Annotated in this window: 21 protein-coding genes; 6 read left to right on the top strand and 15 right to left on the bottom strand. The window is 64.1% G+C overall.

Annotated features, from left to right (window positions below; all coding sequences use genetic code 11):
• Nucleotides 1–2 precede the first annotated feature (2 nt).
• Both ACIQYU_RS10505 and ACIQYU_RS10500 read right to left on the bottom strand, forming a co-directional pair.
• Complete coding sequence (locus ACIQYU_RS10505) at nucleotides 3–1,463, bottom strand: AMP-binding protein (protein WP_402799466.1); 1,461 nt, start codon at nucleotides 1,461–1,463, stop codon at nucleotides 3–5.
• Nucleotides 1,453–2,130 (bottom strand): thermostable hemolysin, encoded by a 678-nt coding sequence (locus ACIQYU_RS10500; RefSeq protein ID WP_207836113.1) that lies wholly within the window; start codon nucleotides 2,128–2,130, stop codon nucleotides 1,453–1,455. The genes ACIQYU_RS10505 and ACIQYU_RS10500 overlap by 11 nt, the downstream gene beginning before the upstream one ends.
• Before the next feature lie 111 nt (nucleotides 2,131–2,241).
• On the opposite strand from ACIQYU_RS10500, the gene ACIQYU_RS10495 reads away from it, so the two are divergent.
• A complete protein-coding gene (locus ACIQYU_RS10495; RefSeq protein WP_233687981.1) occupies nucleotides 2,242–2,811 on the top strand; it encodes a hypothetical protein in 570 nt (189 codons plus the stop codon).
• Between the two features lie 129 nt (nucleotides 2,812–2,940).
• On the opposite strand, the gene ACIQYU_RS10490 is transcribed toward ACIQYU_RS10495, so the two are convergent.
• On the bottom strand, nucleotides 2,941–4,617 hold the full coding sequence (locus tag ACIQYU_RS10490; protein WP_233693534.1) for an MFS transporter: 1,677 nt from the start codon (nucleotides 4,615–4,617) through the stop codon (nucleotides 2,941–2,943).
• A 198-nt stretch (nucleotides 4,618–4,815) separates the two neighbouring features.
• On the opposite strand from ACIQYU_RS10490, the gene ACIQYU_RS10485 reads away from it, so the two are divergent.
• A complete protein-coding gene (locus ACIQYU_RS10485; protein ID WP_402799461.1) occupies nucleotides 4,816–5,502 on the top strand; it encodes a helix-turn-helix domain-containing protein in 687 nt (228 codons plus the stop codon).
• On the opposite strand, the gene ACIQYU_RS10480 is transcribed toward ACIQYU_RS10485, so the two are convergent.
• The 4 genes from ACIQYU_RS10480 to ACIQYU_RS10465 form a co-directional block, all read right to left on the bottom strand.
• The gene (locus ACIQYU_RS10480) at nucleotides 5,485–6,366 is read right to left on the bottom strand and encodes a sterol desaturase family protein (RefSeq protein ID WP_063913714.1); all 882 of its coding nucleotides are present in this window, start codon (nucleotides 6,364–6,366) and stop codon (nucleotides 5,485–5,487) included. The genes ACIQYU_RS10485 and ACIQYU_RS10480 overlap by 18 nt on opposite strands.
• Before the next feature lie 123 nt (nucleotides 6,367–6,489).
• Nucleotides 6,490–7,269 (bottom strand): alpha/beta fold hydrolase, encoded by a 780-nt coding sequence (locus ACIQYU_RS10475; protein WP_233693537.1) that lies wholly within the window; start codon nucleotides 7,267–7,269, stop codon nucleotides 6,490–6,492.
• Complete coding sequence (locus ACIQYU_RS10470) at nucleotides 7,266–7,691, bottom strand: VOC family protein (protein ID WP_207836130.1); 426 nt, start codon at nucleotides 7,689–7,691, stop codon at nucleotides 7,266–7,268. Before ACIQYU_RS10470 ends, ACIQYU_RS10475 begins: the two co-directional genes overlap by 4 nt.
• A 148-nt stretch (nucleotides 7,692–7,839) precedes the next feature.
• On the bottom strand, nucleotides 7,840–8,766 hold the full coding sequence (locus ACIQYU_RS10465; protein WP_207836139.1) for an alpha/beta fold hydrolase: 927 nt from the start codon (nucleotides 8,764–8,766) through the stop codon (nucleotides 7,840–7,842).
• A gap of 251 nt (nucleotides 8,767–9,017) precedes the next feature.
• Here ACIQYU_RS10465 and ACIQYU_RS10460 point away from each other — a divergent pair, with 251 nt between their 5' ends.
• Nucleotides 9,018–13,895 carry an NEL-type E3 ubiquitin ligase domain-containing protein gene (locus ACIQYU_RS10460; RefSeq protein ID WP_402799456.1) on the top strand — a complete coding sequence of 1,626 codons (4,878 nt, stop codon included), beginning with the start codon at nucleotides 9,018–9,020 and terminating at the stop codon, nucleotides 13,893–13,895.
• 7 nt (nucleotides 13,896–13,902) lie between these two features.
• On the opposite strand, the gene ACIQYU_RS10455 is transcribed toward ACIQYU_RS10460, so the two are convergent.
• Complete coding sequence (locus ACIQYU_RS10455) at nucleotides 13,903–16,419, bottom strand: UvrD-helicase domain-containing protein (RefSeq protein WP_241105654.1); 2,517 nt, start codon at nucleotides 16,417–16,419, stop codon at nucleotides 13,903–13,905.
• 175 nt (nucleotides 16,420–16,594) lie between these two features.
• Between ACIQYU_RS10455 and ACIQYU_RS10450 the strand changes: the two genes are divergently transcribed.
• Nucleotides 16,595–17,293: a pirin family protein gene (locus ACIQYU_RS10450; RefSeq protein ID WP_063913719.1), complete on the top strand. Its 699-nt coding sequence runs from the start codon at nucleotides 16,595–16,597 to the stop codon at nucleotides 17,291–17,293.
• A 175-nt stretch (nucleotides 17,294–17,468) separates the two neighbouring features.
• Here the strand turns inward: ACIQYU_RS10450 and ACIQYU_RS10445 are convergent, their stop codons facing one another.
• The 7 genes from ACIQYU_RS10445 to ACIQYU_RS10415 all read right to left on the bottom strand — a co-directional run bounded on the left by ACIQYU_RS10445 (nucleotide 17,469) and on the right by ACIQYU_RS10415 (nucleotide 23,064).
• Nucleotides 17,469–18,368 carry a transporter gene (locus ACIQYU_RS10445; protein ID WP_207836145.1) on the bottom strand — a complete coding sequence of 300 codons (900 nt, stop codon included), beginning with the start codon at nucleotides 18,366–18,368 and terminating at the stop codon, nucleotides 17,469–17,471.
• Between the two features lie 77 nt (nucleotides 18,369–18,445).
• Nucleotides 18,446–19,507: an NADH:ubiquinone reductase (Na(+)-transporting) subunit F gene (locus tag ACIQYU_RS10440; protein WP_402799452.1), complete on the bottom strand. Its 1,062-nt coding sequence runs from the start codon at nucleotides 19,505–19,507 to the stop codon at nucleotides 18,446–18,448.
• An 11-nt stretch (nucleotides 19,508–19,518) separates the two neighbouring features.
• On the bottom strand, nucleotides 19,519–19,878 hold the full coding sequence (locus ACIQYU_RS10435; RefSeq protein ID WP_233687985.1) for a phenol hydroxylase subunit P4: 360 nt from the start codon (nucleotides 19,876–19,878) through the stop codon (nucleotides 19,519–19,521).
• Between the two features lie 65 nt (nucleotides 19,879–19,943).
• Entirely contained in the window at nucleotides 19,944–21,458 is a 1,515-nt protein-coding gene (locus tag ACIQYU_RS10430; RefSeq protein WP_333957699.1) for an aromatic/alkene/methane monooxygenase hydroxylase/oxygenase subunit alpha, read from the bottom strand.
• Nucleotides 21,459–21,489: 31 nt separating this feature from the next.
• The gene (locus ACIQYU_RS10425) at nucleotides 21,490–21,759 is read right to left on the bottom strand and encodes an MmoB/DmpM family protein (protein WP_019097310.1); all 270 of its coding nucleotides are present in this window, start codon (nucleotides 21,757–21,759) and stop codon (nucleotides 21,490–21,492) included.
• A complete protein-coding gene (locus ACIQYU_RS10420) occupies nucleotides 21,756–22,751 on the bottom strand; it encodes an aromatic/alkene monooxygenase hydroxylase subunit beta (RefSeq protein ID WP_063913724.1) in 996 nt (331 codons plus the stop codon). Before ACIQYU_RS10420 ends, ACIQYU_RS10425 begins: the two co-directional genes overlap by 4 nt.
• A 55-nt stretch (nucleotides 22,752–22,806) precedes the next feature.
• Nucleotides 22,807–23,064 (bottom strand): phenol hydroxylase subunit, encoded by a 258-nt coding sequence (locus ACIQYU_RS10415; protein WP_063913725.1) that lies wholly within the window; start codon nucleotides 23,062–23,064, stop codon nucleotides 22,807–22,809.
• A gap of 373 nt (nucleotides 23,065–23,437) precedes the next feature.
• Here ACIQYU_RS10415 and ACIQYU_RS10410 point away from each other — a divergent pair, with 373 nt between their 5' ends.
• Together ACIQYU_RS10410 and catA are read left to right on the top strand one after the other, a co-directional pair.
• Nucleotides 23,438–25,141 carry a sigma-54-dependent Fis family transcriptional regulator gene (locus tag ACIQYU_RS10410; protein WP_063913726.1) on the top strand — a complete coding sequence of 568 codons (1,704 nt, stop codon included), beginning with the start codon at nucleotides 23,438–23,440 and terminating at the stop codon, nucleotides 25,139–25,141.
• A gap of 166 nt (nucleotides 25,142–25,307) precedes the next feature.
• Complete coding sequence (catA, locus tag ACIQYU_RS10405) at nucleotides 25,308–26,207, top strand: catechol 1,2-dioxygenase (protein WP_207836156.1); 900 nt, start codon at nucleotides 25,308–25,310, stop codon at nucleotides 26,205–26,207.
• Nucleotides 26,208–26,325: the final 118 nt, after the last annotated feature.

The raw sequence follows: 26,325 nt of genomic DNA, 5'->3' as shown, positions 1-26,325 counted from the left end.
GCTCATTGAAGGTCGGATAGCAAGGACTGGTAACACCGCAGGATCTGTTCGCGGCGTGGCCGGCCATTGGCGGTCAGGGTTTGCCCGGCGGCACTCAAGGGCTCGGGCAAGCGCCGCCAGGCATGTACCCGGGCATAGTCCGGCAGCCCGGCATTGGCCTGGCGGACGGCCTGTTCCAGGGTGTGATCATCGGCCTGCGGGTCCAGCGGCCAGACCAGCGCCAGGTTGTGCGCCAGGCCCTCGCCGTGTACGAACGCCTGGGCGATCACCCCGCCCTGGGTCAGTTCGGCCTCGACCCACTCGGGGTTGACGTTGCGCCCGAAGCTGGTGCTGTACTGGTGCTTCTTGCGCCCGGCCAGGTACAGGAAGCCGTCGCTGTCGAAGTGCCCCAGGTCACCGGTCGACAACCACGGCTCGCTGAAAGGTGGCTCGCCCAGGTAGCCGAGCAACGCCGAGCCGGCCACCTGCACCTCGCCATCTTCGGCAATGCGCACCTGCACATGCGGCAGCGGCCGCCCGACACTGCCCGGGCGCTGGCCGCCGGGGCGGTTGAGGCATACCACCGAGGCGCATTCGGACAAGCCGTAGCCCTCGAACACCGGTAGCCCGATGGCCGCGGCACGGGCCAGCAGGCTCGGCGCCACCCGCGCGCCGCCCACCGCCACGAAGCGCAACGGGCCAACTCGCATCAGGCCGCGTTCGATGGCGGTGACCAACCCAAGCAGCAGTTGCGGCACCAGGATCAGGCTTTCGGCACCACTCAAGGCAATGGCGCCCAGCAACTGCTTGAAGTCGACCTGGCTGGCACCGCGAAAACCCAGCTGCGCCTGCGGGTACAGGGCAATGCTCGCCCCGGCCAGCAGGGCCGCGTAAAGCCCCAGGTTTTCCAGCAGCACTGCCAGGGGCAAGACCGCCAGGTACTTGCCCGGCGCCGCAGACCGGCTGGCGGCCTCCAGTTCACGCGCTACCCGCAGCATGGCATCGGCGCTCAGGCATACGCCCTTGGGTGCACCGGTGCTGCCGGAGGTGTAGGTAATCTTCGCAGTACCCGGTGGCAAGGGTGCGCTCGCTGGCGGCTGCCGGCTCCAGAAACGCTCACCGGCACTGAAGCCGCTGGCGTGCAAGTCGTCAGCGAAGGCCTCATCGGCCAGCGCCAGCACCGCCCCGCTCTGCGCCAGGCAGTGGCGCCGCTGGGCACTGCTGAAGAACGCCGGCAGGATGACGATGGGACGCGCCGCGAACAGCGCCGCCAGGTCCCAGAACAGCGCCTCGGGGCCGTTCTCCAGGGCCAGGACGAAAGTGCCCGGTGGCTGCGCGCTCAACCAGGCCTGGCGGTGCTCGACCTCGTCCAGCAACTGTTGATAGGTGAATGACCCGGCAAGGCCCAGCAACGCCGGTTGCGCCCCTCGGTGGCGGGCATGCAGTTGCAACACGTCCCTGAACAGCTGGCATTCATGCAGCATGGCCGGCCTCCTGTACGCTCGCGGGCAAACCCAACCGCTCGAACACTCCGCCGCGGGCCAGGGCTTCATGGCCGTAGCCGATGCTGCCGACGAACACCTGCGGGTGCTGCGCGTAGTAACTGCCCCAACTGCCGGCGTCGCCGTTCAGCCGACCAGGGTCGGCCACGGCCAGCGCCGTGGGCACCAGGCCCAGGCGATGAAAGCTGTTGACCAGGGTCGCTGCCCCGGTGAAGGCCACCCACTGCAAGCCGCGGGCGGCCAGCAACCAGGTCACGGCAATGATCATGATCCGCGCACTGCCGGCGCTGAGTGCGGCCAGGTTACCCACTTCAACCAACTGCGCACGGCTCACCGGGCTGGTCGACAGCCGGGTCACGGCCACCTCCAGCGGTTCATCCAGGTAACGTTCGATGAAGGTCGGGCCACTGCTGGCCAGGCGTATACCGGCGGCGGCCATCAAGCGTCCATGGCTGTCGTGCAGGCCGAGCAGTTCGGGCAGGTAGTGCTGCACGTCGGCGTGGTGGGCGCAGGCAAAGCGGGCATGAATGAACTGCTCCAGCTCGTCGCGCCCAGGTTCCCCCGGGAGTTTCAGCGTCAAATGGGCAAGGCGATCGCCGTGGCTACCAATAGCCAGTGGAAACAGGTTGGAGCTGTCTGCCTGGGTCATGGCTGTCCCCCTTTCAGGTCAGGTGTTGGGGGCAGTATCCGGGGGCAATCTGAAGCCAATCTGAAGTGCTACATTTGCCATTGCCCTCATGCGCACCAACAAGGAAAACAGATGCGCCACGAATTCAGCGAAGTGCTCAATGACCTGGTCGACTACTTTCTGCTTGGCGATATCCAGCTGCTCGAGCGCTTCAAGCAACAACATGAACTGCCCGACGACCTGGCCCATGCGTTCACCCATGGCGACAGCGGCGACCAGGCCGTGCGCGAAGGTATCGTGCTGCCGCTGGCCGGGGTCGACAACCTGCCCTACCGCATCCTGTTCACCCTGGACAGACACACCCCGGCCCTGCTCGAACCCGGCAGCCGCCTCAAGCACCGCCGCAATGGCTATGTGCTGCAGGTCGAGCACGGTGCGCTGATGCTGTACACCTGGCGCATCCTGCAGCACTTCACGCCCAAGACACTGGGTGACCTGATGGCGCGCTACCAGGTGCCGGGGCGGCCAATCATCGAGCTGGACAATGGCTGGTATGACGTGGAGGTGCTGGCGGGTGCGCTGGTGCGGGACGGGTTGTACGAACCGGCATTCGAGTTCGTGTTGAAGAAGCGCTGGGGGCGGGGTGAGGCTGAGGGGGTGGATACCGGGTATGCCTTTGGGCTGCGTGGCTATTTCGACTGATGGGTTGCCAATACCGGCCTCTTCGCGGGTGAACCCGCTCCCACAGGTACTGCACAGTTCTCGAAGCCTGTGTTGTACCTGTGGGAGCGGGTTCACCCGCGAAGAGGCCGGTACTGGCAGCCTAAACCTTCAGGTGTGGGTGATATCCCGGTCCTTGGTCTCCGGCAGGAAGAAAATCCCCAACACCGCCGTCATCACCGCAATCACGATCGGGTACCACAAGCCGTAATAGATATCCCCGGTCGCCGCCACCATGGCAAACGCCACCGTCGGCAGGAAACCGCCGAACCAGCCGTTGCCGATGTGGTAAGGCAGCGACATCGAGGTGTAACGGATACGCGCCGGGAACAGCTCCACCAGCCAGGCGGCGATCGGCCCGTAGACCATGGTCACGTAGACCACCAGCAGGGTCAGCAGCAACAGCACCATCGGATAATGGATCTTCGCCGGGTCGGCCTTCTCCGGGTAGCCCGCCTCTTTCAACGCCCCGATCAAGTTCGCGGTAAAGGCGTCGCTCTGCGCCTTGAAGTCCGCTGCCGCCAGGCTGCTGCCATCAAAGCTCGGCAGCACCCGCTCACCAATGCGGACCTGCGCCACGCTACCTGGTTCGGCCGCTTCGTTGGTATAGGGGATGGCCCGCTTGGCCAGCAGGCTCTTGGCGATATCGCACGAACTGGTGAATTTGGCCTTGCCCACCGGGTCGAACTGGAACGCGCACTGGCCAGGGTCGGCCATCACCACCACCGGGTTCTGCTCCTGGGCAACGAACACATCCGGGTTGCCGTACTGGGTCAGTGCCTTGAAGATCGGGAAGTAGGTCAGTGCGGCGATGATGCAGCCGGCCATGATGATTTTCTTGCGGCCGATGCGGTCGGACAGGCTGCCGAAGAAGATGAAGAACGGCGTGCCGATCAGCAGCGAACCGGCGATCAGCAGGTTGGCGGTCTGCGGCTCGATCTTGAGCATCTGCAACAGGAAGAACAGCGCATAGAACTGCCCGGTGTACCACACCACGGCCTGGCCGGCGGTACCGCCGAGCAGCGACATGATCACCACCTTGAGGTTGTCCCAACGGGCGAACGCTTCGGTCAGCGGCGCCTTGGACGCCTTGCCCTCGGCCTTCATCTTCATGAACACCGGCGACTCATTGAGTTGCATGCGGATGTATACCGAAATCGCCAGCAGCAGGATCGACAGCAGGAACGGCACCCGCCAGCCCCAGGCCTCGAACACCTCGTTACCCATGGCCGTGCGGCAGGCCATGATCACCAGCAGCGAGAGGAACAGCCCCAGGGTGGCCGTGGTCTGGATCCAGGCGGTGAAAAAGCCGCGCCGGCCTTTGGGTGCATGTTCGGCCACGTATGTGGCCGCGCCGCCGTACTCGCCCCCCAATGCCAGGCCCTGCAGCAGGCGCAGGGTAACCAGGATGATCGGCGCGGCCACGCCGATCGTGGTGTAGCTGGGCAGCAGGCCCACCACGGCGGTGGACAGGCCCATGATGACAATAGTGATGAGGAAGGTGTACTTGCGCCCGATCATGTCGCCCAGGCGCCCGAACACGATGGCGCCGAACGGCCGCACGGCAAAGCCGGCGGCAAAGGCCAGCAAGGCGAAGATGAACGAGGTGGTTTCATTGACCCCGGCAAAGAAGTGCTTGGCGATGATCGCCGCCAGTGAGCCGTACAGGTAGAAGTCGTACCATTCGAAGACCGTCCCAAGGGACGAGGCGAAGATGACCTTGCGCTCCTCCCGGGTGATACCGCGTTGGGGCGCGCTGCCCGTGGATGTGCTGTCGAGAACCGCCATGGGGTGCCTCCGTCTTGTCGTTATGCAGGCCGGGAGCACCTCAAATCTTTTTCACCATCGCACCCAGGCCCTGGGGGACTTGCTTTGGATATGCGAAGCACGACGAGGCGGGCCGCCTCGGATCGCAGCAAGGTCACTGAAGCATAATAGGCTTTGCCGGGATATCCACTGGCATGACCAGGCGCACAAGAGGGCTGCATGAACGATAAGGCGACACAGGGCTGGCAAGGCGATATCTGGTTGGCGGACGATCACTGCCTGCTGCTGGCCACGCTAGGCAAAACCGACAGCCACGCGCATTACGCGCACCAGGTATTGATCGGCCTCGGTGCGGATGTCGAGGTATGCCTGGGCGAGCAGCGCTATAGCGGCCAGCAGGTGGTCATCCCGTCGCAGCAACCACACGCCATCCTCAGCCATGGCATACCCTGCCTTACCTTGTTCGCCGAGCCCCTGGCGTTCGACGTGGCAGACCTGGCACAGGTCTGCGAGCAAGCCGGCAACAGCCCTGAGCAACTGGCCGAGTGCCTGCGGCAGTGGCCCCGCCGCCCGCTCGACCCGCGCCTGAGCAAAGCACTCAAGCGCATCCGTGCGCTGGACGAACGGGCCCTGCCGGCCTACGAACTGGCCAGTACCGCCGCGCTGTCGATCAGTCAGTTGGAGCGCCTGTTCAGCGGCACGCTGGAGCTGTCGGTACGGCGCCTGGTGCTGTGGCAGCGCCTGCGCGTGGCCCTGCAATTGGCGTTGGGCGGCGCCAGCCTGACCGAAGCAGCACTGCTGGCAGGGTTTGCCGACTCGGCGCATTTTACCCGCAGTGTGCGCCGTCAGTTCGGCATGCCCCCCGGCACCGCCTTGCGTCGACTGCGCCTACGCACGTTCGGCTAACGCCTGGCGCAGTGCTGCCGGCAGCAGGGCCGGTGGTTGCGCATCGCCGCTCACCCAAGGCTCACGCAGTTGCGCCAGGTAGGCCTGCGGATAATCCGGCCGGTCACCGATCCCCATGTCGTCATCTGCCAGCGCGTAGCCTGGCAAGTACAGCACCGTGCCAAGCAGACGGTCCCATAGCGGGAAGAACAGTGCGAAGTTGACGTCACCGGTGGTGCCGTACTTCAGGTGGTGCAGGCGGTGCACCGGCGCCCAGGCGAACACATGGCGCAAGCCGCCGATGCGCATGTCCACGTTGCCGTGCTGCAGCAACAACTGGATCGACACGCTGAACGCCAGCAGTGTAGCCACCTCGACAGGCAGGCCGAGCACCAGCAACGGCAGAGTCCCGCCCAGGGTTTCGAGCAGTTGGTGCACGGGGTGTTTCAGCAAGCCGTTGAAGCCGTACAGCCGGGTGACGCTGTGGTGTACCGCATGCAGCCGCCACAGCAGCGGGCTGCGGTGGCTGGCGTAATGCACCAGGGTGATGCCCAGGTCCGCTACCACGATTGCCAACAGCAACTGCAAGGCCAGCGGCCAATGGACGGGCCACAGGTCGGTTGCCGGGAGGCAGCTGGCCAGCAGTGGGATGGATGCCACGCTGGAGAGGGTCAGGCACTCGTTGACCAGGGCATGGCAAAGGTCACGTCGGCCCTCGCCTTGCGTCTGGTTCCAGGCGGTCTTGTAAGGGATGAGCCATTCGCAGGTGAATGACAGCAACACAGCGCTGGCCAGCAGTGGCAACAGCCACAGCGGGCGGGTTGCCAGCGCCAGTGCAGCGGCGATGAAACCGAAGAAGAACAATGGGGCGTAGAGGATACGCATGGGTGGCTCCAGGCAAGTTGGAGCCGCCAGTGTTGGCCCAGGGGCAAGGTGGGCGCTTGAACGAACGGCGCATGTAAGCCCCACGCGCGCCTACAGGGACCGTAGCCAGTTTCAAGCGAACGTTTAGCGCAAGAACTGTACGACCTCTGCCAATACCCGCTCAGCCTGCTCTCGGTGCGGTACATGCCCACAGCCCTGCAGCAACCGCATCACCCCCGGCCCGCCAGCCAGCGCCATCAGCCGTTCGGGATGTGCAGGCGAGCCGAACTCGTCGTTATCGCCATGCAGGCTCAACAGCGGGCAGCGTACCTGCGGCAGCACCTCATCCAGGCTCCAGCCGGCAAAGTCCTCGGCCAGCCAGTTGTCCACCCAGGCGCGCAATACCCACTCGGCCTTGTCGCCATGGTAGCGCTCCAGCCGTTGCAACTGCCCGGGTTCGGCAAACTGCCGGTCGGCCACGCGAATGCCTTCAAGGGTACGGGCCTCGACAAACGCCTGCGCCGATTCGGTAATCAGCCCCGTACAGTGGCTGGCGAAGGCCGCCGCACAGGCCACAGCCATGCCGCCGCCCACGCTGTGGCCGAAGACAATGAAATCGCCAATGCCAAAATACGCGCGCAACGCCGTGAACCCCTGCTGCGCCTCGCCCTCGACAAAGCCCAGGCGCAACCTGCCCGGGTGGGCGTCGGAGCGGCCAAAGCCCAGGCGGTCGTAGGCGATTACCCGATGCCCGGTGGTTTGCGCAAGCTGCGCCGGGAACTCGCGCCACAAGGCGACGCAACCCAGCGAATCATGCAGCAGGACGATCGGTGCACCCTGCGCCTGCAAAGGCGCCCATTCCTGGGCGAACAGCTTGCCTTGCGCGGTGTCGATCCAGTGCTCGCGGGTGTGCAGGTCAGTCATGGAGCCCTCGTTGCCAGTACCGGCCCTTTCAGCTCGACCTGGTTGCCGTCCGGGTCGTAGCAGTACAGCGACAGCCCCTCGCCTTCAGCGCCATAGCGCTTTTCGGCAGGTTCAACCTCAACCCCCGCGGCTTGCAGGTAGGCCTTCAGTGCTGGCTCATCGAACGGCTCGATGCGCAGGCAGAAATGGTGCAGGTTGCGCCCCTCGGCCCCCGGCGCCGCCCCGCCAGGCTGCCCCAGGGGACCGTCCAGGGTCACCAGGTCGATCATCGCCGTGCCGGTGGCCAGGTGGACCATACCCAGGTCTTCGCGCACGCGGCTGACCGTGCAGCCGAGCAGCTCGGTGTAGAAGGCAACGCTGCGCTCCAGGTCGCTGACCCGCAGAACGAGGTGGTCGATGTGCTTGATGGCGAATGGTCGCATGCCGGGGCTCCTTGTGGCTGCTGGATTCCTGTAGAGGATCGCTGCGAAGAATCAGCGCGGTGTATGGCACCGGCTGCGCCGGTGTTCGCGGCTAAAGCCGCTCCCACAGCCACCATAGCCCAGGTCCGCACGGCATGACCAGACTCACCTACTCGTTCACCAACCGTTGCAGCACGTCCCCTTCATGACGGGCCAGGATGCGCAACAATTGGTCGACCAGCGCCCGGTCCGGCGCATCCAGATGGAAGTGGTGCCCGCCCGGATGCCAGGAGATCTTCGCCTGGCTGGGCAAGGCCGCCTGGCGCCGGGTAAAGGCCTCACCGGTGAATGCCCCCTGGCGGCCGAACAGCAGGTACAACGGGCAACGGATCTGGCTGAGCAGGTCGCAGGCTTCGCGCTCGGTCAGCGGCATGGGCTCGGGCAGTACCAGGCGCGGGTCGTGGCGCCAGCAATAACCCTCGCCCAACTGCAGCAGGTCACGCAGCGCCAGCAGCCGTGCAGCCCCTTCCGACAGCTCGGTGTCCAGGCGCTCGCGGCGTTGCTCCAGGGCCGTTTCAAGGTCCTCGAAACGGTCGACGGCCGGCTCGGCAAAGCCCTGCAACTGACTGCGCTGCACCATGCGCTTGAGCCGGTAGGCCCGGGCCAGGTGTTGCACGCGATCATCCTCGGCCACCGTGAACGGTGCACCCATGCCGTCGAGGAAGGTCATGCTGGCGATACCGCTGGTCATGGCCGCCAGCAGCGACGCCACCCCGGTACCCATGCCATGCGCCAACACATGGAATTGCGCCAGCCCCAGGCTGTCGGTCACCGCCAGCATGTCCTCGGCATGTTCCCACAGGTAGTAGCCACTGTCGTGGCGACGATGGTCCGAACGGCCGTGGCCGACCAGGTCGGGGGCCACGACGAAGCAGCCCTCCAGCAACGGCCCCAGGCGTTCGAACGAGGCCGCATTATCCAGCCAGCCATGCACGGCCAGCACAGGAATGCCGTCTTCCGGCCCCCAAGTCCGTACCGCAATCTCAATACCGTCGAGGTCCAGCAGGTAATCCTTGGGACTGCATAGCGAATGCATCGTAGTTCTCCCTGACAGAGTGCCGACCTAAGGCCAGGCATCATGGCGCCGGCTCCACTGCAATGCGCCGGCGTCCCCACACAGCATGCCTACGCCATGCCGTAGTCCACCATCTCCCACCAGCCCTGCCCGCGCTGCTCCCCTACCGACGCTCTCGTGCACAGGACCGACCTGTGCATTCAACTAAATACCACCGCATGCCGAGCCGAATCCTTTCGACTGATGCCTCCACTGACCTTGGAGCATTCAACATGTCCACCCCTCCCGTGCCTTTCCATCAGGCCCAGATCGTTCGTAGCCTGCCTGCCTGGGCCCGAACAATGCACCCCGACCATACCCGCCGCGTCGTGCAGAGCGTGCGCAAGGACTACCTCGACGAAAACGGCTCGCCTTACGCCTGGTACGCTGCGGCCAGCGCTGAAGATCAAGCACATGTACGACAGCTGATTGACACTCGCGATGCCGGCTTCAAGGCACTGCGAGTCGCGCTCAAGGACTTCAGGCAGATCAGCGAATTCTGCAAGCCTTTGCTAGAGAGCCGGTTGGGCCCGAATATCAACGTGGACAAAGCCCAATATCTGCACCAACCGTTCAAGGTGTACACCACGCTGGTGAATCCCCCCGGCCTCGATATTTCACTCGGCGGCGACGACGCGTACATTGAGCGCCCCGAAGGGCCGCCACAGAAGCGCTCACTGCTGGAGGCCGCACTGCACAACTTCGAAGGGCCAGACGAAGTGGGGCCGTTCGATGCCCTGACCCTTGGCCCGAACGACAACGCATCACGTCCCGGCCTCGAACCCGAAGCGTTCGTCAGCCTTTGCCGAAGCCTGGACCTGGGTCGGCAGTACCAGGACCACCTGCAGAGCATTTATGAAGGCCCCGGACAGGCCACGATCGAGCAGCTATGGATCGATGCAAGCCGGCAGGCACTGAAAACCGAGGCAATGATCGCTTATCTCAAAGGCCTGTTGACGCTCAAAGGTCGCGATGCTTTGGTACAGCTGTGCAACAACGAAAATACACCGCGGTACGGCGATCAAAAGCTTCACTGCTGGCGCTTCAGCCTGTTCGGCATCCCGATTCATGAGGTACTGCTGATTGGCCCCGATGAAGTCGACCAGAGCAATCCCTGCATGCTCTACATTCCCCAGGATACCCAACACCCGGTAAGGGAATTCACTTCCTTGCGGGAAGCCGGCACCCACGTACGTCAACGCCTGCTGCAAACCACCTATCGCCACCACTTGATCAGCTTCGCTTACAAGGACAGCCAGGTCGACCTTGGCCGCAAGCTCGAAAATGCCCTGTTCGAGCAAAGCGCTCCAACGCGCAAACCCAAGAAAAAACCTGAACTGCACTTCAATCGAACGAGCCTGCCCCATCCCATCTGGCAAGTGCTTTACAAGGACCACAAGCGCCGTCTCAAGGCAGATGCCAGAGCGATCGCGGTGCCGACCGCCGATGCCAATGCCAAGGCACGCAAGGAACGGCTGCAGCAATGGCTGGACGCAGGCATGAACCTGCTGAACGTGGCCGCCTTCTTCGTGCCTGGGCTGGATGCCGCGATGCTTGGGGTATTTGCCTACGATCTCATGGATTCGGTGTTCACCGGGTTCGAGGCCTGGGAAGACGGCGATACCCAGGAAGCGCTGCAGCAACTGGAGTCGCTGGCCATCAATGCCGCCGTGGTTGCCGGTTTCGCCGTCGGCAGTCAGGCCGTCAAGGCATCGGGGTTCGTCGATGCCTTGAACAGTGTCTGGAAAGATGGCCGCGAACGGCTTTGGCATCCCGACATGAGCCCTTACAGCACCTTGAAGGCGTTGCCAGAGGATGCACTGCCTGATTCCCAAGGGCATTACATCATCGATGACAAACCCCATGTCCGGCTTCAAGGCAAACTGTATGAAGCGTTCGAAACCGACGGACAGTGGCGTGTGCGCCACCCGAACGACCCCGATGCCTACTCCCCTGTCTTGCACTACCTGGGTGACCAGCGCTGGCAACTGGCCCACGACAACCCGCTGGAATGGGACGATACGCAGTTGCTTGAGGCGCTGGGCCGGTTCAGCCAAGGGCTGGATGCCTCGGAGCGTCTTACCGCCTTGCGTATTACCGAAGTCGATGCATCCATCTTGCGCCGTAGCCAGGTCACCAGCTCCCGGCCGCCGGTTTTGCTGGCCGATGCCATGCTGCGGCTGAAACTGGATAACGACGTCCAGAGCATCATCACCCGGGTGCGTCATGGCATGCCCTTGGCTGCACACATGAACTTCGCGCTGCCAGAACTGGTAAGCCTGCCAGGCTGGCCAGCGCGCTACAGACTGAAGGTGTTCACCGGTGCCGAAAAATGGGGGGACGCAGTCTACTTCGGCACACAGCCAAAAACCGACACGTTGCAGATCGAGATCAGCCGCTCGGAACTCGACGAAGGCAAACTGAGCGAGGTTGTCCTGGCAGGGTTGGCCGAAGACGCCATACAACAGTTGCTGCCAGATACGCCAGCAGAGCAGCGCCCGAGCGCCTTGAACGAGCGATTGGCCAACCGCCTGACAGCGCGTCGTAGCGAAGTATTGGCGAGCATGCTGGAAAGCCATCGACCGTCGCTTGGCGACGAAGCGCAGACCCTGGGCCGCCAGTTTCCCGGTTTGCCTGACAATGCCCTGGAGGAACTCGTCAAGCTTGCCGGCAGCACCGAGCGCGAACGCATGAAGAGTGGGCGTGTGCCCTTGCGCGTGGCTGAAGAAGCCCGCTACCTGCAAGCCCGAGCCCGCCTTGATCGGGCCTTGCTTGGCCTCTATCGACCAGGCCTGAGCAGCGCCGACAGCCAACTGCTGCGTGACGCATTGGCAGCCAGGCAGCCGCAAGCCAGTGACGCCGAACTGCTGGCCAGCGCCCTCGCCGACCGCCCGGGCTGCGCCACGCTGCTTGGGCAGCAACCCATCAAGCCAGGCTTTCGCTCACCCATGCGCCTGGCACATGGGCAAATCGGTTACCCGCTCAGTGGTCGAGGGGCAGGCCCGCTCAGCGCGAGCGCCGCGACACGTCGACTCAGATTGCTTTTCCCCTCACTGAGCCGCAGCCAGATCAGCGCGCTGCAGCTCGAACTGAGCCAGACCGGTGACCTGGGCTCGGCTATCCGGCAACTGCAGTCAGATTGGCACGGTCTGGAACGCTACCTGTATGAATGGTACAGGAACACGGACAGCCTCATTGATCTGATGGAGCGACAGCAATGCGCCGAATACCTCAAGAATGCCTGGCGGCGGGAGGGGCCCGGCAACCAGGGCACGCTCGTCCTGGAGCGAATACATTTGTCCGAGTTGCCAGCGATCACGGCCCGCTTGCCCCATATCCGTGAACTCAGGCTGAGGGGGCTGGGGCTGCAGCGACTGGACACCACATTCCTGTCCTGCTTCCCCAACCTGCAAGTACTGGAAGTGACCGGCAACCCGGAAATCGAGGCAGAAGCGCTGTTCCAGGCACTTGAATCGGTGCCCAGGCTGCACACGCTGGAACTGGTCGGCAACACCCTTGCTACTCTCTCACCGACCGCACGGCGAGTGCTGGCTGCGATGCCAGACCTGCGCCAGCTGAATCTGAACCGCAACCAGCTGACACTGGATCAGGCGACATTGGCGTTCCTGTGCCGCCGGCCGCTGGAGGTCCTGACGCTGCGGAGCAATCGCATCACGCTCGATGAAAACCTCGCCACGCGCTTTCAGGACATGATCCATCTGCAGCGACTGGACCTGGGCTTCAACCCGCTACAGATCGCGCCTGATGTGAGCTACATGGCGCGGCTGCAACACCTGGACCTGTACAACTGCGATCTGCAGGCATTGCCCACTGGCCTGACCACCCTGATGAGCCAGTCACAGTACCAGTTGCGCTACCTGGAGCTCTCATCCAACCGCATTCACCATGTTCCGGACCTGGCAAGCATCCTGCGCAGCCCCTATGCCCGGGACGTCGCCGCCCGCTTGCCCCAACGCCGCTGGCTGTTCAACTACAACAATCTCGAAGCCGAGTCGGCCAGGCGTCTACGAGCCAGCGGCGTCAATATCTACGAGCACACATTCGAACGGCCAGGGTGGCAAGGGCTCTGGCGCGACTCTTCAACCGACCATCAGAATCAGCTGTGGTCCGACCTGTTCGATCACAACGACCATGGCGACCTGCAAGCGGTGCTGGAACGCCTGGCCAGTTCGGTGGAAGCACGAAGAGATCCGGAAGGCTTGCAGGTGCGTGTATGGGCACTGTTGGAGCAGGCCCACCAGGATACAGAGCTGCGCGAGCGGCTGAACGAGGTGGCGCAAGCCTTCCCCCCTACCTGCGGTGATGCCGGCGCCGATGCATTCAGCGCCCTGGAAGTGGAACTGCTGGCCAATCAGGCGTCAAGGCAGGCACGAAACACGGCCAAGCCGCTGTTCGACCTTTACCGCAAGCTGTATCGTCGCGAGAAAGTCAACGAACTGGCCGATCGCATCAGCCTGCAACGCGCCTTGCGCAAGCAGGCGCTGCAGAGAAATGCCACGGACGAACAGTTACCGGCTCATGACGTGCTGGATGTCCCGGCGGCGTTCCCCGATACGGACCTTGCCACGGGCCTGGTCGACGATATCGAAGTCCGCCTGGCACTGCGCCAGTCCTTGACCGCTGAGCTTGATTTTCCCGAACCAAGCAGCGGCATGCTCTATCGGAATACCGCAAGGATCAACCAGCAGATCATCGACAACGTGCGCGATGCCGTGCTCGAACTCGATGCCGACACCACCGCCCGCCAGCAGTGGATGACCGAACAGCCGGTCTGGGTTGACTACCTCAAGCGCCAATATGCCAGCCAGTTCGAAGCCATTACCGACTTCTGGCGCCCGGGCCTCGATTACCTCTTTTATTGCCTGGATGAAAGCCAGGAGCCGATCACTCACCTGGACAACGCGATATTGCGTGCATTGGCCCCGGAAATGCCTACCCCTGCGCTGGACGAAAACGGCACGCTACGTCGGGTTCCTCTCAATGAGGCCGCCTATGTCAAGGCCACGAACGCCTTGACCCACGAACAGCAACAGGTGGAAGCCGGGCTGTTGTTGAGCCTTACCCGGCAAGTGGAAGTCCTCGGTACCTGAACGCTGATCAATGACCCCGCAGGTCTTCGAAGAAGGCCTGCCGCCCATCCACCTGGCTAGACGCACGAGGCGCGGCCGCCGCCTCTGCGTTGGCCGCCTCCACATGCCAATAGCAGTGCCTGACCGCGCGGGTTACCGCCACGTAGGCCAGGCGCTGCACCTCTTCTTTCTGCGCAGTATCGAAGGGTTGAGCATCACCGGCCTTGCCCAGCCCGGCCTGGCGATACACCTGGTTCTTGTAGGGCGAGCTGGTCAGGTACTGGCAGTCGCCCAGCATGAACACTGCATCGGCCTGCAAGCCCTTGGCACTGTGGTAGGTCAACTGGCGCAGCCGGCGGTGCTCGGCGGGCAACGCGGCCTCGGCTTGCAGCACGCTTTGCAGGTGGTCGTTCATCAGCGCCCTGTCGCTGCCCTTGCGGTACAGCATCATCACCGTCTCGCCACGCTGGTAGTGCTCGATCAGCGTTTCACCCAAGGCGGCCTCGTCTCGGTCGAACACCTTGACCGGCGAGCCCGGCACCTCGGCCGCCGGGCCACTGGCGCGGGCTTTCTTGCCGGCAATCGCCGGGGTGCCCTTGACCAAGTGTTCGGCCGCGTCGATCACTTGCTGCTGGCAACGGTAGTTGTCGACCAGCATCACCCGCGTGTTGGCCGGCGACGGGAAGGCCTTGGTGAACTCCATGAAGTACTTGGGCGAACTGCCGCGCCAGCCGTAGATCGACTGCCAGTCGTCGCCCACGCACAGCAGTGATGAATGCCGGGCATTGCGCCCGGTGTGCATCGCCGGGCCGCGCCGGCGGATCTCGGCAAGGCTGGCGCGCAGCCAGCTGACGATCTGCGGCGACACATCCTGGAATTCGTCGATCATCAGGTGCGCCAGCGGCCGCAGCAGCGGGTCGGGCAGCAGCTGCAGGTTTTCCGGGTTGTTCTCGCCGAACAAAGCGAACATGCGGTTGTAGCTCATCACCGGCGGCGACTGGTCCAGCAGGTGCGCCTCCAGGGCCTTCCAGTACAGGGCCAGGGCCTCGAAGAACAGCGCATCGCTGTCGCCGGAAGGGAAGCTCATCGCCGCCACGGCAGTGTTCACGTCCAGGCCCAGGTTCTCGATGAAGTTCGCCGCTCCGACAAAGGCATCGAGCAGCGGCGCCGGGGCCAGCTCGCCCTTGACCTTGTATTCGAAGCCGGGGCCGGCCACGGCATCACCGGCCAGCGAGGCTGCCAGGCGCCGGGCCATGGCATAGTTGTCGAGCCAGATCAGCGGCTGGTCGCAGAAGGCCTGCAACAGGGTGCGCTTGACCGCCCACTCGGCGCGCACCGCCAGCTTGGCGCCGGGGCGCTGGTACTGCGCGCTTTCCGCCGGGTCGAAGCCGAGCACCAGCAAAGGCCCCTGGCCGGCCAGACGGCCATGCACATGGAAGCGGCTGCCACGGATCTCGATGGTCTCGCGGCAGGGCTCGATGCCGTTGATCGGCCAGGCGCCGGCGGCGAACCACAGGTCCTCGATCACGTCGCACAGCTCTTCGTCGCGCTGGGCAGCCAGCTGGGTTACCTGCGCGCGCTTCTGCACATCGGGGTTATTGGGGTCCAGCGGTTTCAGCTGCAGGGCTTCGTTGCGCAACAGGCCAACCAGCTCGGCAAAACGTGGGCTTTCGCCCAGCAGGGTGCTGTAACACTGGTTCAGTTGCTGGCGCTGGGCATCGTTCAGGCGCAGGTCGAACGGGTTGCTGTCGGCCTCGGCCTCGCGCCCGGCCGGCATCTCGTTGCCCAGCGTCTCGAACGCGCGCACCTGGCCAAAGCCCGGCAGGCTGCGCACCAGCGGCAGGATACGCGAATGAAAGGTGCGCACCAGCTCGCGGGCCTGCGCCGGTTGCAAGTTGATCTGCCATAGCGCGAACACCTGCAGCAGGCGCTTGATGAAGTCCTTGCGCGACTCGCGGGTGAAGGTGACCACGGTCATCGCGTCCAGTTCATAGCCCAGGTAATGGCGCAACAGCAGGATGCGCAGTACCAGCGAGGTGGACTTGCCCGCCCCGGCCCCGGCCACCACGCAGGTGGACGGCGTATCGCTGAAAATCAGCTTCCATTGCGCGGCACTGGGTTGCGCCTCGGCGGGCAGGCGCTGGGCGACATCGGCCTTGAAACGCTTTTTCAGCTCGGTGGTCAGGGGCAGGCGCCAGTCATCGAACAGGTTGTCATCCTGGCCCGGCACGGCGGCGGTGTCGGGGCGGGTATCGCGGATTACCAGCACCTGGCGCCCAGCCTCGTAGCCCTCCACCCGCCCGCGCTCGAACCCTTCACGCACGCCATCGGCATGGCCACTGCGTTGGCCGCTGGCATGGCCGAGAAACCAGGAGTCGCGGTGCTGGGCCTGCAGGCGGGTCAGGCCACGCCCCAGCAGGCGGGCCGCCAGGCGGCGCAACCAGGGCAGTTGGGCAGGAGGGGTAAGGTCGGCGGGGGCCTGGGGTTGCTCGTGGGCCACGGTCACTCCGTTGAAAAACAAAATCAGCGGGCATGTTCGCCGCATCGACAAAAAATCGCCAGCGAATGCTTGCAGATCAGTGGATTAGGCGATGAAGCGGATAAAACACCCCATCCAAACAAATCTAATTTATTGATAATTTTAAGCCGATATTTACGCTTATTTTCGATGTTTCTTTAGCGCATCATGGCGTCATTCCACTGATTCAAGGAGCACGACCATGCTGCAACTGCGACCTTTCGAAAGCCTTGGCCACGCCAACCATGGCTGGCTCGATGCCCACCACCATTTCTCGTTTGCCGAGTACTACGACCCGGCGCGCATGCACTGGGGTAACCTGCGGGTATGGAACGACGACCTGATCGCTGCCGGCAGCGGCTTCCCGCCGCACCCGCACCGCGACATGGAAATCATCACCTATGTGCGTGAAGGCGCGATCAGCCACCAGGACAGCCTGGGTAACAAAGGCCGCACCGAAGCCGGTGACGTGCAAGTGATGAGCGCCGGTACCGGCATCGTGCACAGCGAGTACAACCTGGAAGACGTCGACACGCGTATTTTCCAGATCTGGATCGTGCCGGAGCGCACCGGTGAAGCACCGCAGTGGGGTACCCGGCCGTTCCCCAAAGGTGAGCGTGGCGAAGGCTTCGTGACCCTGGCCAGCGGCCGCGCGGGCGATGAAGACAGCCTGCAGATCCGCACCGATGCGCGATTGGTGGCTGCCACCCTGCGTGCCGGTGAAACTGCCGAGTACCGCTTCGATGCCGCACGCCGGGGTTACCTGGTGCCGGCCAAGGGGCTGGTGGAGGTCAACGGGCTGCGGGCCAAGGCGCGCGATGGTGTGGCGATCGAGCAGGAGGAGGTGCTGCGGGTGACCGCCATCGAGGACAGCGAGATCGTACTGGTGGATGTGGCCTGATGGATCGGGCCAGTTCAGGCTGCCTTGTACTGCCTGCTCTGGCCTCATCGCCGGCAAGCCAGCTAACACAGGAACCATGCAGGCCTGAAAATTGATGTAAGGCCTGTACGGTCCCTGTGGGAGCAGGCTTGTGGTGGCGACGAACCGCGGCGATGGGCTGTACAGCAGCCCCTTTTCAGAAGGGCAAGGTCAGCTTCAACCAGTAGGCATCACCCTGTGCGCGGTTGCGCACTCCGGTTTCCTTCGACCATTTCGCCGTCACGAACCAGCCATCCTTGCCGCTGTACTTGATCGACGGGCCAACGGCAAAGCTGCGCCCTTTGTTGTCGTCGATGCGCTCGCCATCCTGATTGTCGTCTGTCGTCTGCCGGTAGTAATACCCCCCTACCCCCAGCACCCAACCATTCCCAAGCCCCCAACCCACGGCATAGTCCACATGAAATTCCTGGCCCGAGCGGTAATCGGTGGCCGGGTTGCGGCGGTTGAAGTCGTACATCACCTTGGCATCCAGGTTGAGCCCGGCCGGGTCGACATAGCTCATCGCATACACCGGCTCGAACACCCAGTAGTTGCGCCCGGGGTTGGCCAGGTCATCCTTGTCGTAGCGGCCAGTGGGGGCAATCATGTCGAAAGCCAGGATGCTGTGGAACTTGTCGCTGTGGTGAAAGCCCAGCGCCGGGCCGAAGATCACGTCGCCCAGGCCGCTGTTGTGCTGCGACTGACCATTGAGCGACACCTTGACGTCCACCAGCGGCACGATCGCATGCAGCGCCAGGCTGGCGCCCAGCACCGTGTAGTCACTCACCCAGATCAGCCGCGGCACGATGGCGTTGGCGCGCACGCGAAAGTCCACCGGCAGCTTGCGCCCGTCGTTGCCACGCAGGTTGTCGGCCTCGTAATGGTTGACGAACAGCTGGCCATAGAAGCCCGGCGGCGGCATGGCGCCGGACATGTAGTTTTCGGCACCCAGCGGGTACGAGGTGCCGCCCCCTTCGGTGGCATGGGACAGGTTGGCAGCGCCAAACAACGAGGCGCACACGGCAAGGCGAAGCAGGTTCGCTAGGGTCGGGTTCATCGGGTCAACCTTTGTTGTTGTTATCGGTCGGGTGCACGCAGGCCCCCCGCAGGTCAGGGAGCCGGGCAGCAAAGGGTTCAGATGCGCTTGAACAGGGCCGAACGCTGGCCGTCGGCGGCGCCGTCTGCGGCGCTGTAGAAGCGCTCCATGAAGATGTCGCGCTCGAACAGGCGCCCCTGCATCAGGCAATTGATGGCCGCATCGATCATCGGTGGCGGGCCGCAAAGGTAGGCCTTGTGACCGTTGAAGCGGCCCTCGAAATGCTGCCTGGCCGCGTCGTGCACGTAGCCGCGCACACCTTGCCACTGCACGTCCTCGGCGGCCTGGCTGAGGGCCGGCACGTAGCTGAAATTGGCATGCCGGGTAGCCAGCGCCTCGAACAGCTCGCGGTTGTACAGCTCGGCACGGGTGCGGGCGCCCTGGAACAGGGTGATGCGCCGGGTGTCGCCACGCGCCAGCAGGTCGAGGATCATCGACTGCGGGCTGGACAGCCCCGAACCACCAGCGATGAAAATCAGGTCCCCCGGCTGCGAGCTGCGCACGAAGAACTGCCCGTAAGGGCCGGACAGCTCCAGTGCGTCGCCCACCTTGAGCTGCCGGTGGATGTGCCCGGTAGCCACGCCGCCTTCCACCAGGCGCACATGCAGCTCCAACTCGTCGGCCTGCTGCGGCGGGTTGGCCAGGGAGAACGCCCGGGTGCCTTCGATGCCCGGCAGTTGCAGGTTCACGTACTGCCCGGCCTGGAAGGCCATCGGCCGGTCGAGCTTGAGGTGAACACCGCGGATGGTCGGCGACAATTCCACCAGCCGGGTGACCACGGCGCGGTAGTCCTGCACTGGCAGGCCGGCGAAGTCCGGGTCGACATCGATGTCGGCTTCGATCACCAGGTCGCTCTGCGGGATGGCACAGCAGGCCAGTACCTTGCCCTCGTCGCGCTCCATGTCCATCAGCGCAAATGACGAGGCCGCCCCCAGGTCGACTTCGCCTTCGAGCACCTGGCACTTGCAGGTGGCACAGGTGCCGTGGCCGCAGGCAAACGGCAGCCACACGCCCTGGCGCAGGGCGGCCTCGAGGATGGTCTGGCCCTCCTCCACTTCAATCTGTTCGCCGGTGGGTTCGATGGTGACTTGGTAGCTCATGGCAGCATTCCTCAGTTATGGCTGCCGCCCAGGCCATCGAGGCCAGGGGTATGCAGGTGCAGCAGGCTCTTGTGGGCGATACCGTTGGCGGCCAGGCCACAGGCCAGGTCAGGGCTGAACGGCTGCTCGTCCAGGCGCCAGCGCGCTACGCTAAAGTCGACCCGGGCGGCATCCGGGTGCAGGGCAATGGCCGGCTTGACTACCTGCTCGATGAAGGCGGCGAAGGGTTGCGCCGGGTCCACCGGCAGGGTGAAGGGTGCGCAGAACAGCAAGTGGTTTTCCCAGCACAGGTACACCAGCTGGGCGCCGTGGAAGTTGGCCTGGCGGTCCAGGGGTTGGGCAGTGTAGGTGCCGATGGCGGTCACGGGCATGGCAATGTTCCTCTTGTTCTTGTCGGGGCCAGGGCGCAGCAACGGCGCCCTGGCGCTTCAGTGGTTCAGCCGGCCTGGCGCTCGGTGCCCTGCACGGCCTGCCAGCGCTGCTGTTCGGGTGAGCCCTGGTACTCGAAGTTGTCCTGCCCGGGGGCGATGTTGTAGTAGTCGCGCACCACTGCCTCGACATCGCCGCCACCGCAGTTGCCCTGCAGGATCTGGTGCACCGGCAGCCAGGCCTGCACGTACTTTTCCGGTTCGAAGGCGAAGATGTCGCTGCAGCCATCAGAGCAGAAGTGGTAACGCTCGCCTTCATGCACCAGGCTGCGGTGGCTCAGCTGCGTGGGCGCATCCGGCTCGGTGAAGGCCAGCGGAATCTGGCACACCTGGCACAGCATCGGCAGCGTCGGGTTGTAGAAGCGCTCGCCGCGCGCCTGCAGTTCGCGCCAGTGCTCGTAGCGTGGCCGGTAGTAGCGGTCGAAGGTGTCCGGGTACTTGGCCGACAGCCAGTCCAGTTCCTCGTCGGTGGGGATCCAGGTGTGAAAGTTGGTGGCCTGGCTGTACTGGTAGAAGATCGACCAGGCCTGGTGGCTGATGTGTTCCTTGCCGATGGTGGTCTGCTCGACATACTTCGGCGGGCGAATGCCGTAGCGTTCCAGGTCCTTGAACAGCGCGCCGCCGGCCTGCTCGAAGTACACCTCCCAGGCTTCGGCCCAGGACATCACCTTGTTCGGCAGCATGTAGTCCATCATCATCCCGACCAGGGTCAGCAACCGATAGCCACGCCAGAACCATTTGTCGATCCAGCGCTGCACGATGGGCACGTTGTCCTCGTGCTGTTCCAGCAGGAACTTGATCACCTCCAGGCCCAGGGTCATGTGCCTGGCCTCGTCGGACTGCGCCGAGAAGCCAAAGGTGACCGTGGCCATGTCGCCATTGAACGCCGCGCCCGACATGAACGGCACGAACAGCAGGTTGGTCAGCACGTACTCGAACGAGAACGAAATGGCAGTGAGGAACTCGAACGGGCCAGCCGTGCGCGCATCCTCGAAGAACGACTTGGGCACCGACAGGAACCACACCCGGTCGTGCATGTGGGCAAAGTCATGCAGGCCGTTGAAGTGCTTGTTGTAGTGGCTCATGGCGTGCACCTGGGTCTGCACGTGGCGCAGCTCGTCGATGGCCTGCATCTGGCAGGCCACCCGCGCACCGGCGCCGCCAAAGTGCCGGCCGACCCGGGCGAAGCCTTGGTAGGCCTGGTACTCCAGGGGCGTGACACCGCTCAGGAACAACTTCAGGGCATTGACGTAACGGGCGTCGGAGATGTTCTGGTGGCCGTTGTTCTGGGCAAAGGCATCGAAGATGGCGTACAGCTTCTTCTCTTTCTCGGCCTGGTATTTCCAGTAGGCGTCCATGGTCAGGCGGAACGGGTCTTCCCACTTGTCCCAGTCGGTGATCTTGATACCTTCGAACCGCTCGTAGGGGTAGATGGCGTCCTTGCTCTGGTAGCTCGGCTCCCAGCCCAGGTCTCGGGTCAGGCAGCGGTACTTGTCTTTCTGGTTGAGGCGCTTGGCGGCCATGGTGGTCTCCGGGTTCTTGTCGTTGTGCGGATCAGTTCCAGTGCAGGGCGAAGCAGTCTTCGTCTTCCTCGACGTTGCCACCCAGGGTGATCACGTCGATCAGCATTTCCTGCACGTCCCATTCACGGCCGATTTTTTCTTCCACCGTGGCCCGGTGGATTTCCAGGCGCCCTTCGGCCTGCACGCGGATCATCGCCGGCTGGTGCTGCACCTGGGCGTGGGGATTGTCCTGGGTGATGGCCTCGACGATGTAGCGGGCGCTGTCGTTGTCCTGGAAGGCGATGTAGACGAGGGAAGTCATGCGGCGTCTCCACTGAGGCCGAGTTTTTTCAGGCGTGCGCCAAAGGCGCTGTCGCAGGCATCCAGCGCGTCGCGGCCGGGGCCGGCCTCGGCCAGCGGCAGCAGCGCTTGCACGGCTCGCCCGCGCCATTGGCTGACCCAACCTTCGATCAGCTGGCGGTTGTGCGGGCTCTCGGCGACCGCGGTCTTGACCAGCGCATCGACCCAGCGCTGGCTCTCGGCGAACCACAGGCGCATGAACTCGGTGAGCATGCCCAGTTGCCCTGCCCCGGCGGCCACCAGCTGCGCATCGAAGTGTTCGAACAGCAACGGGTACACCAGGCCGTCGCTGACCAGGTTCTGCGCCAGGCTCAGCTCGAACCAGTCGCGTATCACCAGGCTGTCCTCGACATAGCGCCGCACCCCTTGCCAGGCCGGCTCGTCCAGCCAGCGCTGCTTGGCCTCGGCCAGCAGTGCCAGGCCGTCGTCCTCCAGCAGCAGGCCGATGCGCGACAGGTACTGGGCGATGGCCAGGCGGTCCATGGCCTGGAACATGTGCATCTGGGTGACGCTGGTGCCGAAGGCGTCGGCGGCGATGCCGCTGTTGTTCATGTTGGCGCCCAGTTCGGCGTGGCGCAGCGGCAGCAGCAGGCGTGCGACCAGGGCACGGGTTGCCGCCGGCAGGCTGGCCAGCAGCTCGCGCTTTTCACAGAAGGCAAAGCTGTGCTCGGCGTTTTCCTGCATGCGCGCCCGGGCCTGCACGTACGTGCCGTAGTAGTACTGGCGCGGGTCGCTGACGGCGTACCAGTCGGCCATCTGCAGCGCGGTGCGGCTGGGGTCGTTGAGCAGCTTGTCGGGCTGCCACAGCGGGCGGTAGTGGAAGTTGGTGGCCGCTTCGATATCGAAACTGGCTTCCTGGTAGCGGCTGGCCGGCTTGTCGCCGAAACGGCGGCGGGTATGGCTGAAGGTCTGGCGGATCGGCTCGACCGTGGCCGTCTTGATCTCGATACTCATGCAAGGCGTCCTGTACTTGTTGTTGTGGGGATGCAACGTGCCGACAAACGGCGCTTCATTCGTCCTCGTCGCGGCTTTCGCCATAGCGCCACTTCTGCATGTCGGCATCGACGGCGGCGGCCATCGCAGCGTCCATGTGGCGGACCCGGTTGCTGGCGCAGAAGCTGGCGAAGGCAGTACGCGGCAGGACCAGTTCGACGAACAGGTCCGGGTAACCGATGGCAAAGTCGAACTCGACAAAGGTGGAATCCGGCTCGCTGCGTACGCGGACGTAGCGCGGCATCTGCTCGAAGGGTGTGGTGGCTGGGGTCATGCGCGGGTGCTCCGGTTGGACGTGCCAAGGGCTAGAGCAACGGCTGTGCCAGGCGCTTGAAAAACCGCCAAACCAAGACATAACCAATTGTTTTTAAAAATTTTTTAATCCATGGATGGGTTGACCACCCCCTGTGCGGCCGACGCGCCACAGCCGGCCCGATTGATCATTTGCTCAATCGGGCCAGGGCGCTTCGAGCAAATGGCGAACAAGGCCGGCGATTGACTTTTGCGCCGCTTTCAGGCGGTTTAGTAAAAGAGCGACCCGAGCCTTGCCTGCAGCGCCGCGGTCGTCCCGGCGTGCCAAGTACCCGCCTTGCCTGAGCGGGCGCACGCCACCTCCCCATACAACTACAAGCAAGGGGCGCAAGCGAATGATTACCCAGTACAGGGCGCCGGAACCTGCACCGGCGCTGAAGGACCTTACCGAACGGGTGCGGTTCCTCGGCACCGAAGGCAAGATCTGGCTGGACGAGCAGCGCATGCTGCTGGTGCAGGCCGCGACCATGGCCAGCATGCGCCGCGAACTGATCGAAATGCTTGGTGTGGAGCGGGCCAAGGGCTTCTTCCTGCGCCTGGGCTACCAGTCGGGGTTGAAGGACGCCGAACTGGCGCGCAAGCTGCGCCCCAACGGCAACCCGGTGGAGATGTTCTTCATCGGCCCGCAGCTGCACTCGCTCAAGGGCATGGTCAAGGTGCGCCCGCTACAGCTGGAAATCGACATGGACAGCGGCCACTTCTACGCCGACATCGAGTGGCAGGACTCCTTCGAGGTGGAAAACTGCCAGTCCGAAGGCCTGCATTCCGAACAGCCGGTGTGCTGGATGCTGCTGGGTTACGCGATCAGCTACAGCTCGTTCTTCCTCGGTCGCCAGGTGCTTTACAAGGAAGTCAGCTGCCGCGGCTGCGGTGGCAGCGAATGCCGCATCATCGGCAAGCCGGTGGAACAGTGGGAAGATGCCGAGACTTTCCTGCGCTACTTCCAGAGCGACCCGGTGATCGACGAGCTGCAATCGCTGCAGGTGCAGGTGGCCAACCTGCGCCAGCGTCTGCAGTACGAGTCGGGACAGTTCTACGGCATCGGCCAGTCGGCGGTGTACCGGCGCTGCTGTGCACTGACCGACAAGGTGGCCCCGGGCAAGGCCTCGGTGCTGCTGCTGGGCGAAACCGGGGTCGGCAAGGAGGTGATCGCCCGCAGCCTGCACCTGCGCAGCGAGCGCGCCGGCGCGGCGTTCGTGGCGCTGAACTGCGCGACCATCCCGCCCGACCTGATCGAGGCCGAGCTGTTCGGCGTCGAGAAAGGTGCCTACACCGGCGCCCAGCAGGCGCGCATGGGCCGCTTCGAGCGGGCCAACGGCGGCACCCTGTTCCTCGATGAAATCGTCGAGCTCACGCCGCGTGCGCAGGCCAGCCTGTTGCGCGTACTGCAGGAAGGCGAGCTGGAACGGGTGGGTGACAGCCGCACGCGGCCGGTGGATGTACGGGTGATCGCCGCCACCCACGAAAACCTCGAACAGGCTGTCAAGGACGGGCGTTTTCGCGCCGACCTGTTCTACCGCCTGAACGTGTTCCCGGTGCATATCCCGGCGCTGCGCGAGCGCCGCGAAGACATCCCGCTGCTGATCGAGCACTTCCTCGGCCGCCTGCACCAGAGCTACGGCAAGAAGACCCGTGGCCTCAGCGACCGGGCCTTGCAGGTGTGCCTGCAGTACGACTGGCCGGGCAACATCCGCGAGCTGGAAAACCTCATGGAGCGCGGTGTGATCATCACCGACGAGAACCAGAGCATCGGCCTGGATGCACTGTTCCCGCATGCGCCACCGGCCACCGACAGCATCGGCCTGGGCAGCGATGGTCGGCTGGTGGCGGCCAGTGACCAGGCCGCGCCCGGCTGGGTGGCACAGATTCTCGACAGCGGCACCGGCCTGGATGCCGTCGAGGAAGCGCTGATGCAGGAAGCCATGCAGCGCTGCCGGCAGAACGTCTCGGAAGCCGCGCGCCTGCTCGGCATGACCCGCCCGGCCCTGGCCTATCGGCTGAAGAAATCACCAGGCGAAAGCGTGACCGACAAGCCTTGAGCATTTGCGCAATTGCGCTGGCGCGGATTGATCATATGATCGAGCGCGCGCCGGCGATCGGTACCTAAAAAACAAAAAAACCTTTTATATCAAACAGTTATAAACATGGCATCGCATTTGCTTTGAGCCTTGCACCGCAATAACAACAACGACCGGTGAGGCAACCATGACTGTAGCGATTTCCCATTCCCCCGAAGTACAAGCCTTCTTCGCGAAAGCGGCAGGCGTCGGCAACGACCAGGGCAACCCACGCCTGAAGCAGATTGTGCTGCGCATACTGCAGGACAGCGCGAAGCTGATCGAAGACCTAGCGATCAGCGACGACGAATTCTGGACCGCTGTCGACTACCTCAACCGCTTGGGCAGCCGCAACGAAGCCGGACTGCTGATGGCCGGCCTTGGCCTGGAGCACTTCCTCGACCTGCTCAGCGATGCCCGCGACAGCCAGGCCGGGCATACCGGCGGCACCCCGCGCACCATCGAAGGTCCGCTGTACGTGGCCGGTGCGCCGCTTTGCGAAGGCGAGGCGCGGCTGGACGACGGCCGTGACCCTGGCCAGCCGATGCTGCTTGAAGGCCAGGTGCTGGACCTGGCCGGCCAGCCGCTGGCCGGGGCTATCGTCGACGTGTGGCACGCCAATACCCAAGGCCTGTATTCCTACTTCGATTCCGGCCAGTCGGCCTACAACCTGCGCCGCCGCATTGTCACCGACGCCCAAGGCCGCTACCGCGCCCACAGCATCGTCCCCAGCGGCTACGGCTGCCCGGCCGATGGCCCGACCCAGGCCTGCCTGGACCAGTTGGGCCGGCATGGCCAGCGCCCTGCGCATATCCACTTCTTCATCAGTGCACCGGGGTACCGGCACCTGACCACACAGATCAACCTGGCGGGTGACGCGTACCTGTGGGATGACTTTGCCCATGCTACCCGCGACGGGTTGGTGGGCGAGGTGGAACGGCTCGAAGGCGGTGTGGCGCGGGTGGTGTTCGACTTCTGCCTGCAGCCGGCAGCGCATGCGGATGATGAGCAACGCAGCCAGCGGCCGCGGGCGTTGCAAACGGCTTGAGATTGCCGGGGCTGCTTTGCAGCCCTTTCGCGACACAAGGCCGCTCCCACAGAACTGCACACGACTCATTGAATTAGCAGGAACCCTGTGGGAGCGGCTTTAGCCGCGAACACCGGCG

The sequence above is a fragment of the Pseudomonas sp. NPDC096925 genome, from assembly GCF_044762545.1.
Taxonomy (GTDB): Bacteria; Pseudomonadota; Gammaproteobacteria; order Pseudomonadales; family Pseudomonadaceae; genus Aquipseudomonas.
This window is presented reverse-complemented; position numbering and strand designations above follow the sequence as displayed.

What these genes read in the sequence shown, in the direction of transcription:
- ACIQYU_RS10485 (WP_402799461.1), top strand. Translation starts at nt 4,816, where the DNA reads ATGAACGATAAGGCGACACAGGGCTGGCAAGGCGATATCTGGTTGGCG.
- ACIQYU_RS10505 (WP_402799466.1), bottom strand. Translation starts at nt 1,463, where the DNA reads ATGCTGCATGAATGCCAGCTGTTCAGGGACGTGTTGCAACTGCATGCC.
- ACIQYU_RS10430 (WP_333957699.1), bottom strand. Translation starts at nt 21,458, where the DNA reads ATGGCCGCCAAGCGCCTCAACCAGAAAGACAAGTACCGCTGCCTGACC.
- ACIQYU_RS10445 (WP_207836145.1), bottom strand. Translation starts at nt 18,368, where the DNA reads ATGAACCCGACCCTAGCGAACCTGCTTCGCCTTGCCGTGTGCGCCTCG.
- ACIQYU_RS10435 (WP_233687985.1), bottom strand. Translation starts at nt 19,878, where the DNA reads ATGCCCGTGACCGCCATCGGCACCTACACTGCCCAACCCCTGGACCGC.
- ACIQYU_RS10425 (WP_019097310.1), bottom strand. Translation starts at nt 21,759, where the DNA reads ATGACTTCCCTCGTCTACATCGCCTTCCAGGACAACGACAGCGCCCGC.
- ACIQYU_RS10480 (WP_063913714.1), bottom strand. Translation starts at nt 6,366, where the DNA reads ATGCGTATCCTCTACGCCCCATTGTTCTTCTTCGGTTTCATCGCCGCT.
- ACIQYU_RS10475 (WP_233693537.1), bottom strand. Translation starts at nt 7,269, where the DNA reads ATGACTGACCTGCACACCCGCGAGCACTGGATCGACACCGCGCAAGGC.
- ACIQYU_RS10465 (WP_207836139.1), bottom strand. Translation starts at nt 8,766, where the DNA reads ATGCATTCGCTATGCAGTCCCAAGGATTACCTGCTGGACCTCGACGGT.
- ACIQYU_RS10470 (WP_207836130.1), bottom strand. Translation starts at nt 7,691, where the DNA reads ATGCGACCATTCGCCATCAAGCACATCGACCACCTCGTTCTGCGGGTC.
- ACIQYU_RS10415 (WP_063913725.1), bottom strand. Translation starts at nt 23,064, where the DNA reads ATGACCCCAGCCACCACACCCTTCGAGCAGATGCCGCGCTACGTCCGC.
- ACIQYU_RS10455 (WP_241105654.1), bottom strand. Translation starts at nt 16,419, where the DNA reads ATGCGGCGAACATGCCCGCTGATTTTGTTTTTCAACGGAGTGACCGTG.
- ACIQYU_RS10450 (WP_063913719.1), top strand. Translation starts at nt 16,595, where the DNA reads ATGCTGCAACTGCGACCTTTCGAAAGCCTTGGCCACGCCAACCATGGC.
- ACIQYU_RS10460 (WP_402799456.1), top strand. Translation starts at nt 9,018, where the DNA reads ATGTCCACCCCTCCCGTGCCTTTCCATCAGGCCCAGATCGTTCGTAGC.
- ACIQYU_RS10500 (WP_207836113.1), bottom strand. Translation starts at nt 2,130, where the DNA reads ATGACCCAGGCAGACAGCTCCAACCTGTTTCCACTGGCTATTGGTAGC.
- ACIQYU_RS10420 (WP_063913724.1), bottom strand. Translation starts at nt 22,751, where the DNA reads ATGAGTATCGAGATCAAGACGGCCACGGTCGAGCCGATCCGCCAGACC.
- ACIQYU_RS10410 (WP_063913726.1), top strand. Translation starts at nt 23,438, where the DNA reads ATGATTACCCAGTACAGGGCGCCGGAACCTGCACCGGCGCTGAAGGAC.
- catA (WP_207836156.1), top strand. Translation starts at nt 25,308, where the DNA reads ATGACTGTAGCGATTTCCCATTCCCCCGAAGTACAAGCCTTCTTCGCG.
- ACIQYU_RS10495 (WP_233687981.1), top strand. Translation starts at nt 2,242, where the DNA reads ATGCGCCACGAATTCAGCGAAGTGCTCAATGACCTGGTCGACTACTTT.
- ACIQYU_RS10490 (WP_233693534.1), bottom strand. Translation starts at nt 4,617, where the DNA reads ATGGCGGTTCTCGACAGCACATCCACGGGCAGCGCGCCCCAACGCGGT.
- ACIQYU_RS10440 (WP_402799452.1), bottom strand. Translation starts at nt 19,507, where the DNA reads ATGAGCTACCAAGTCACCATCGAACCCACCGGCGAACAGATTGAAGTG.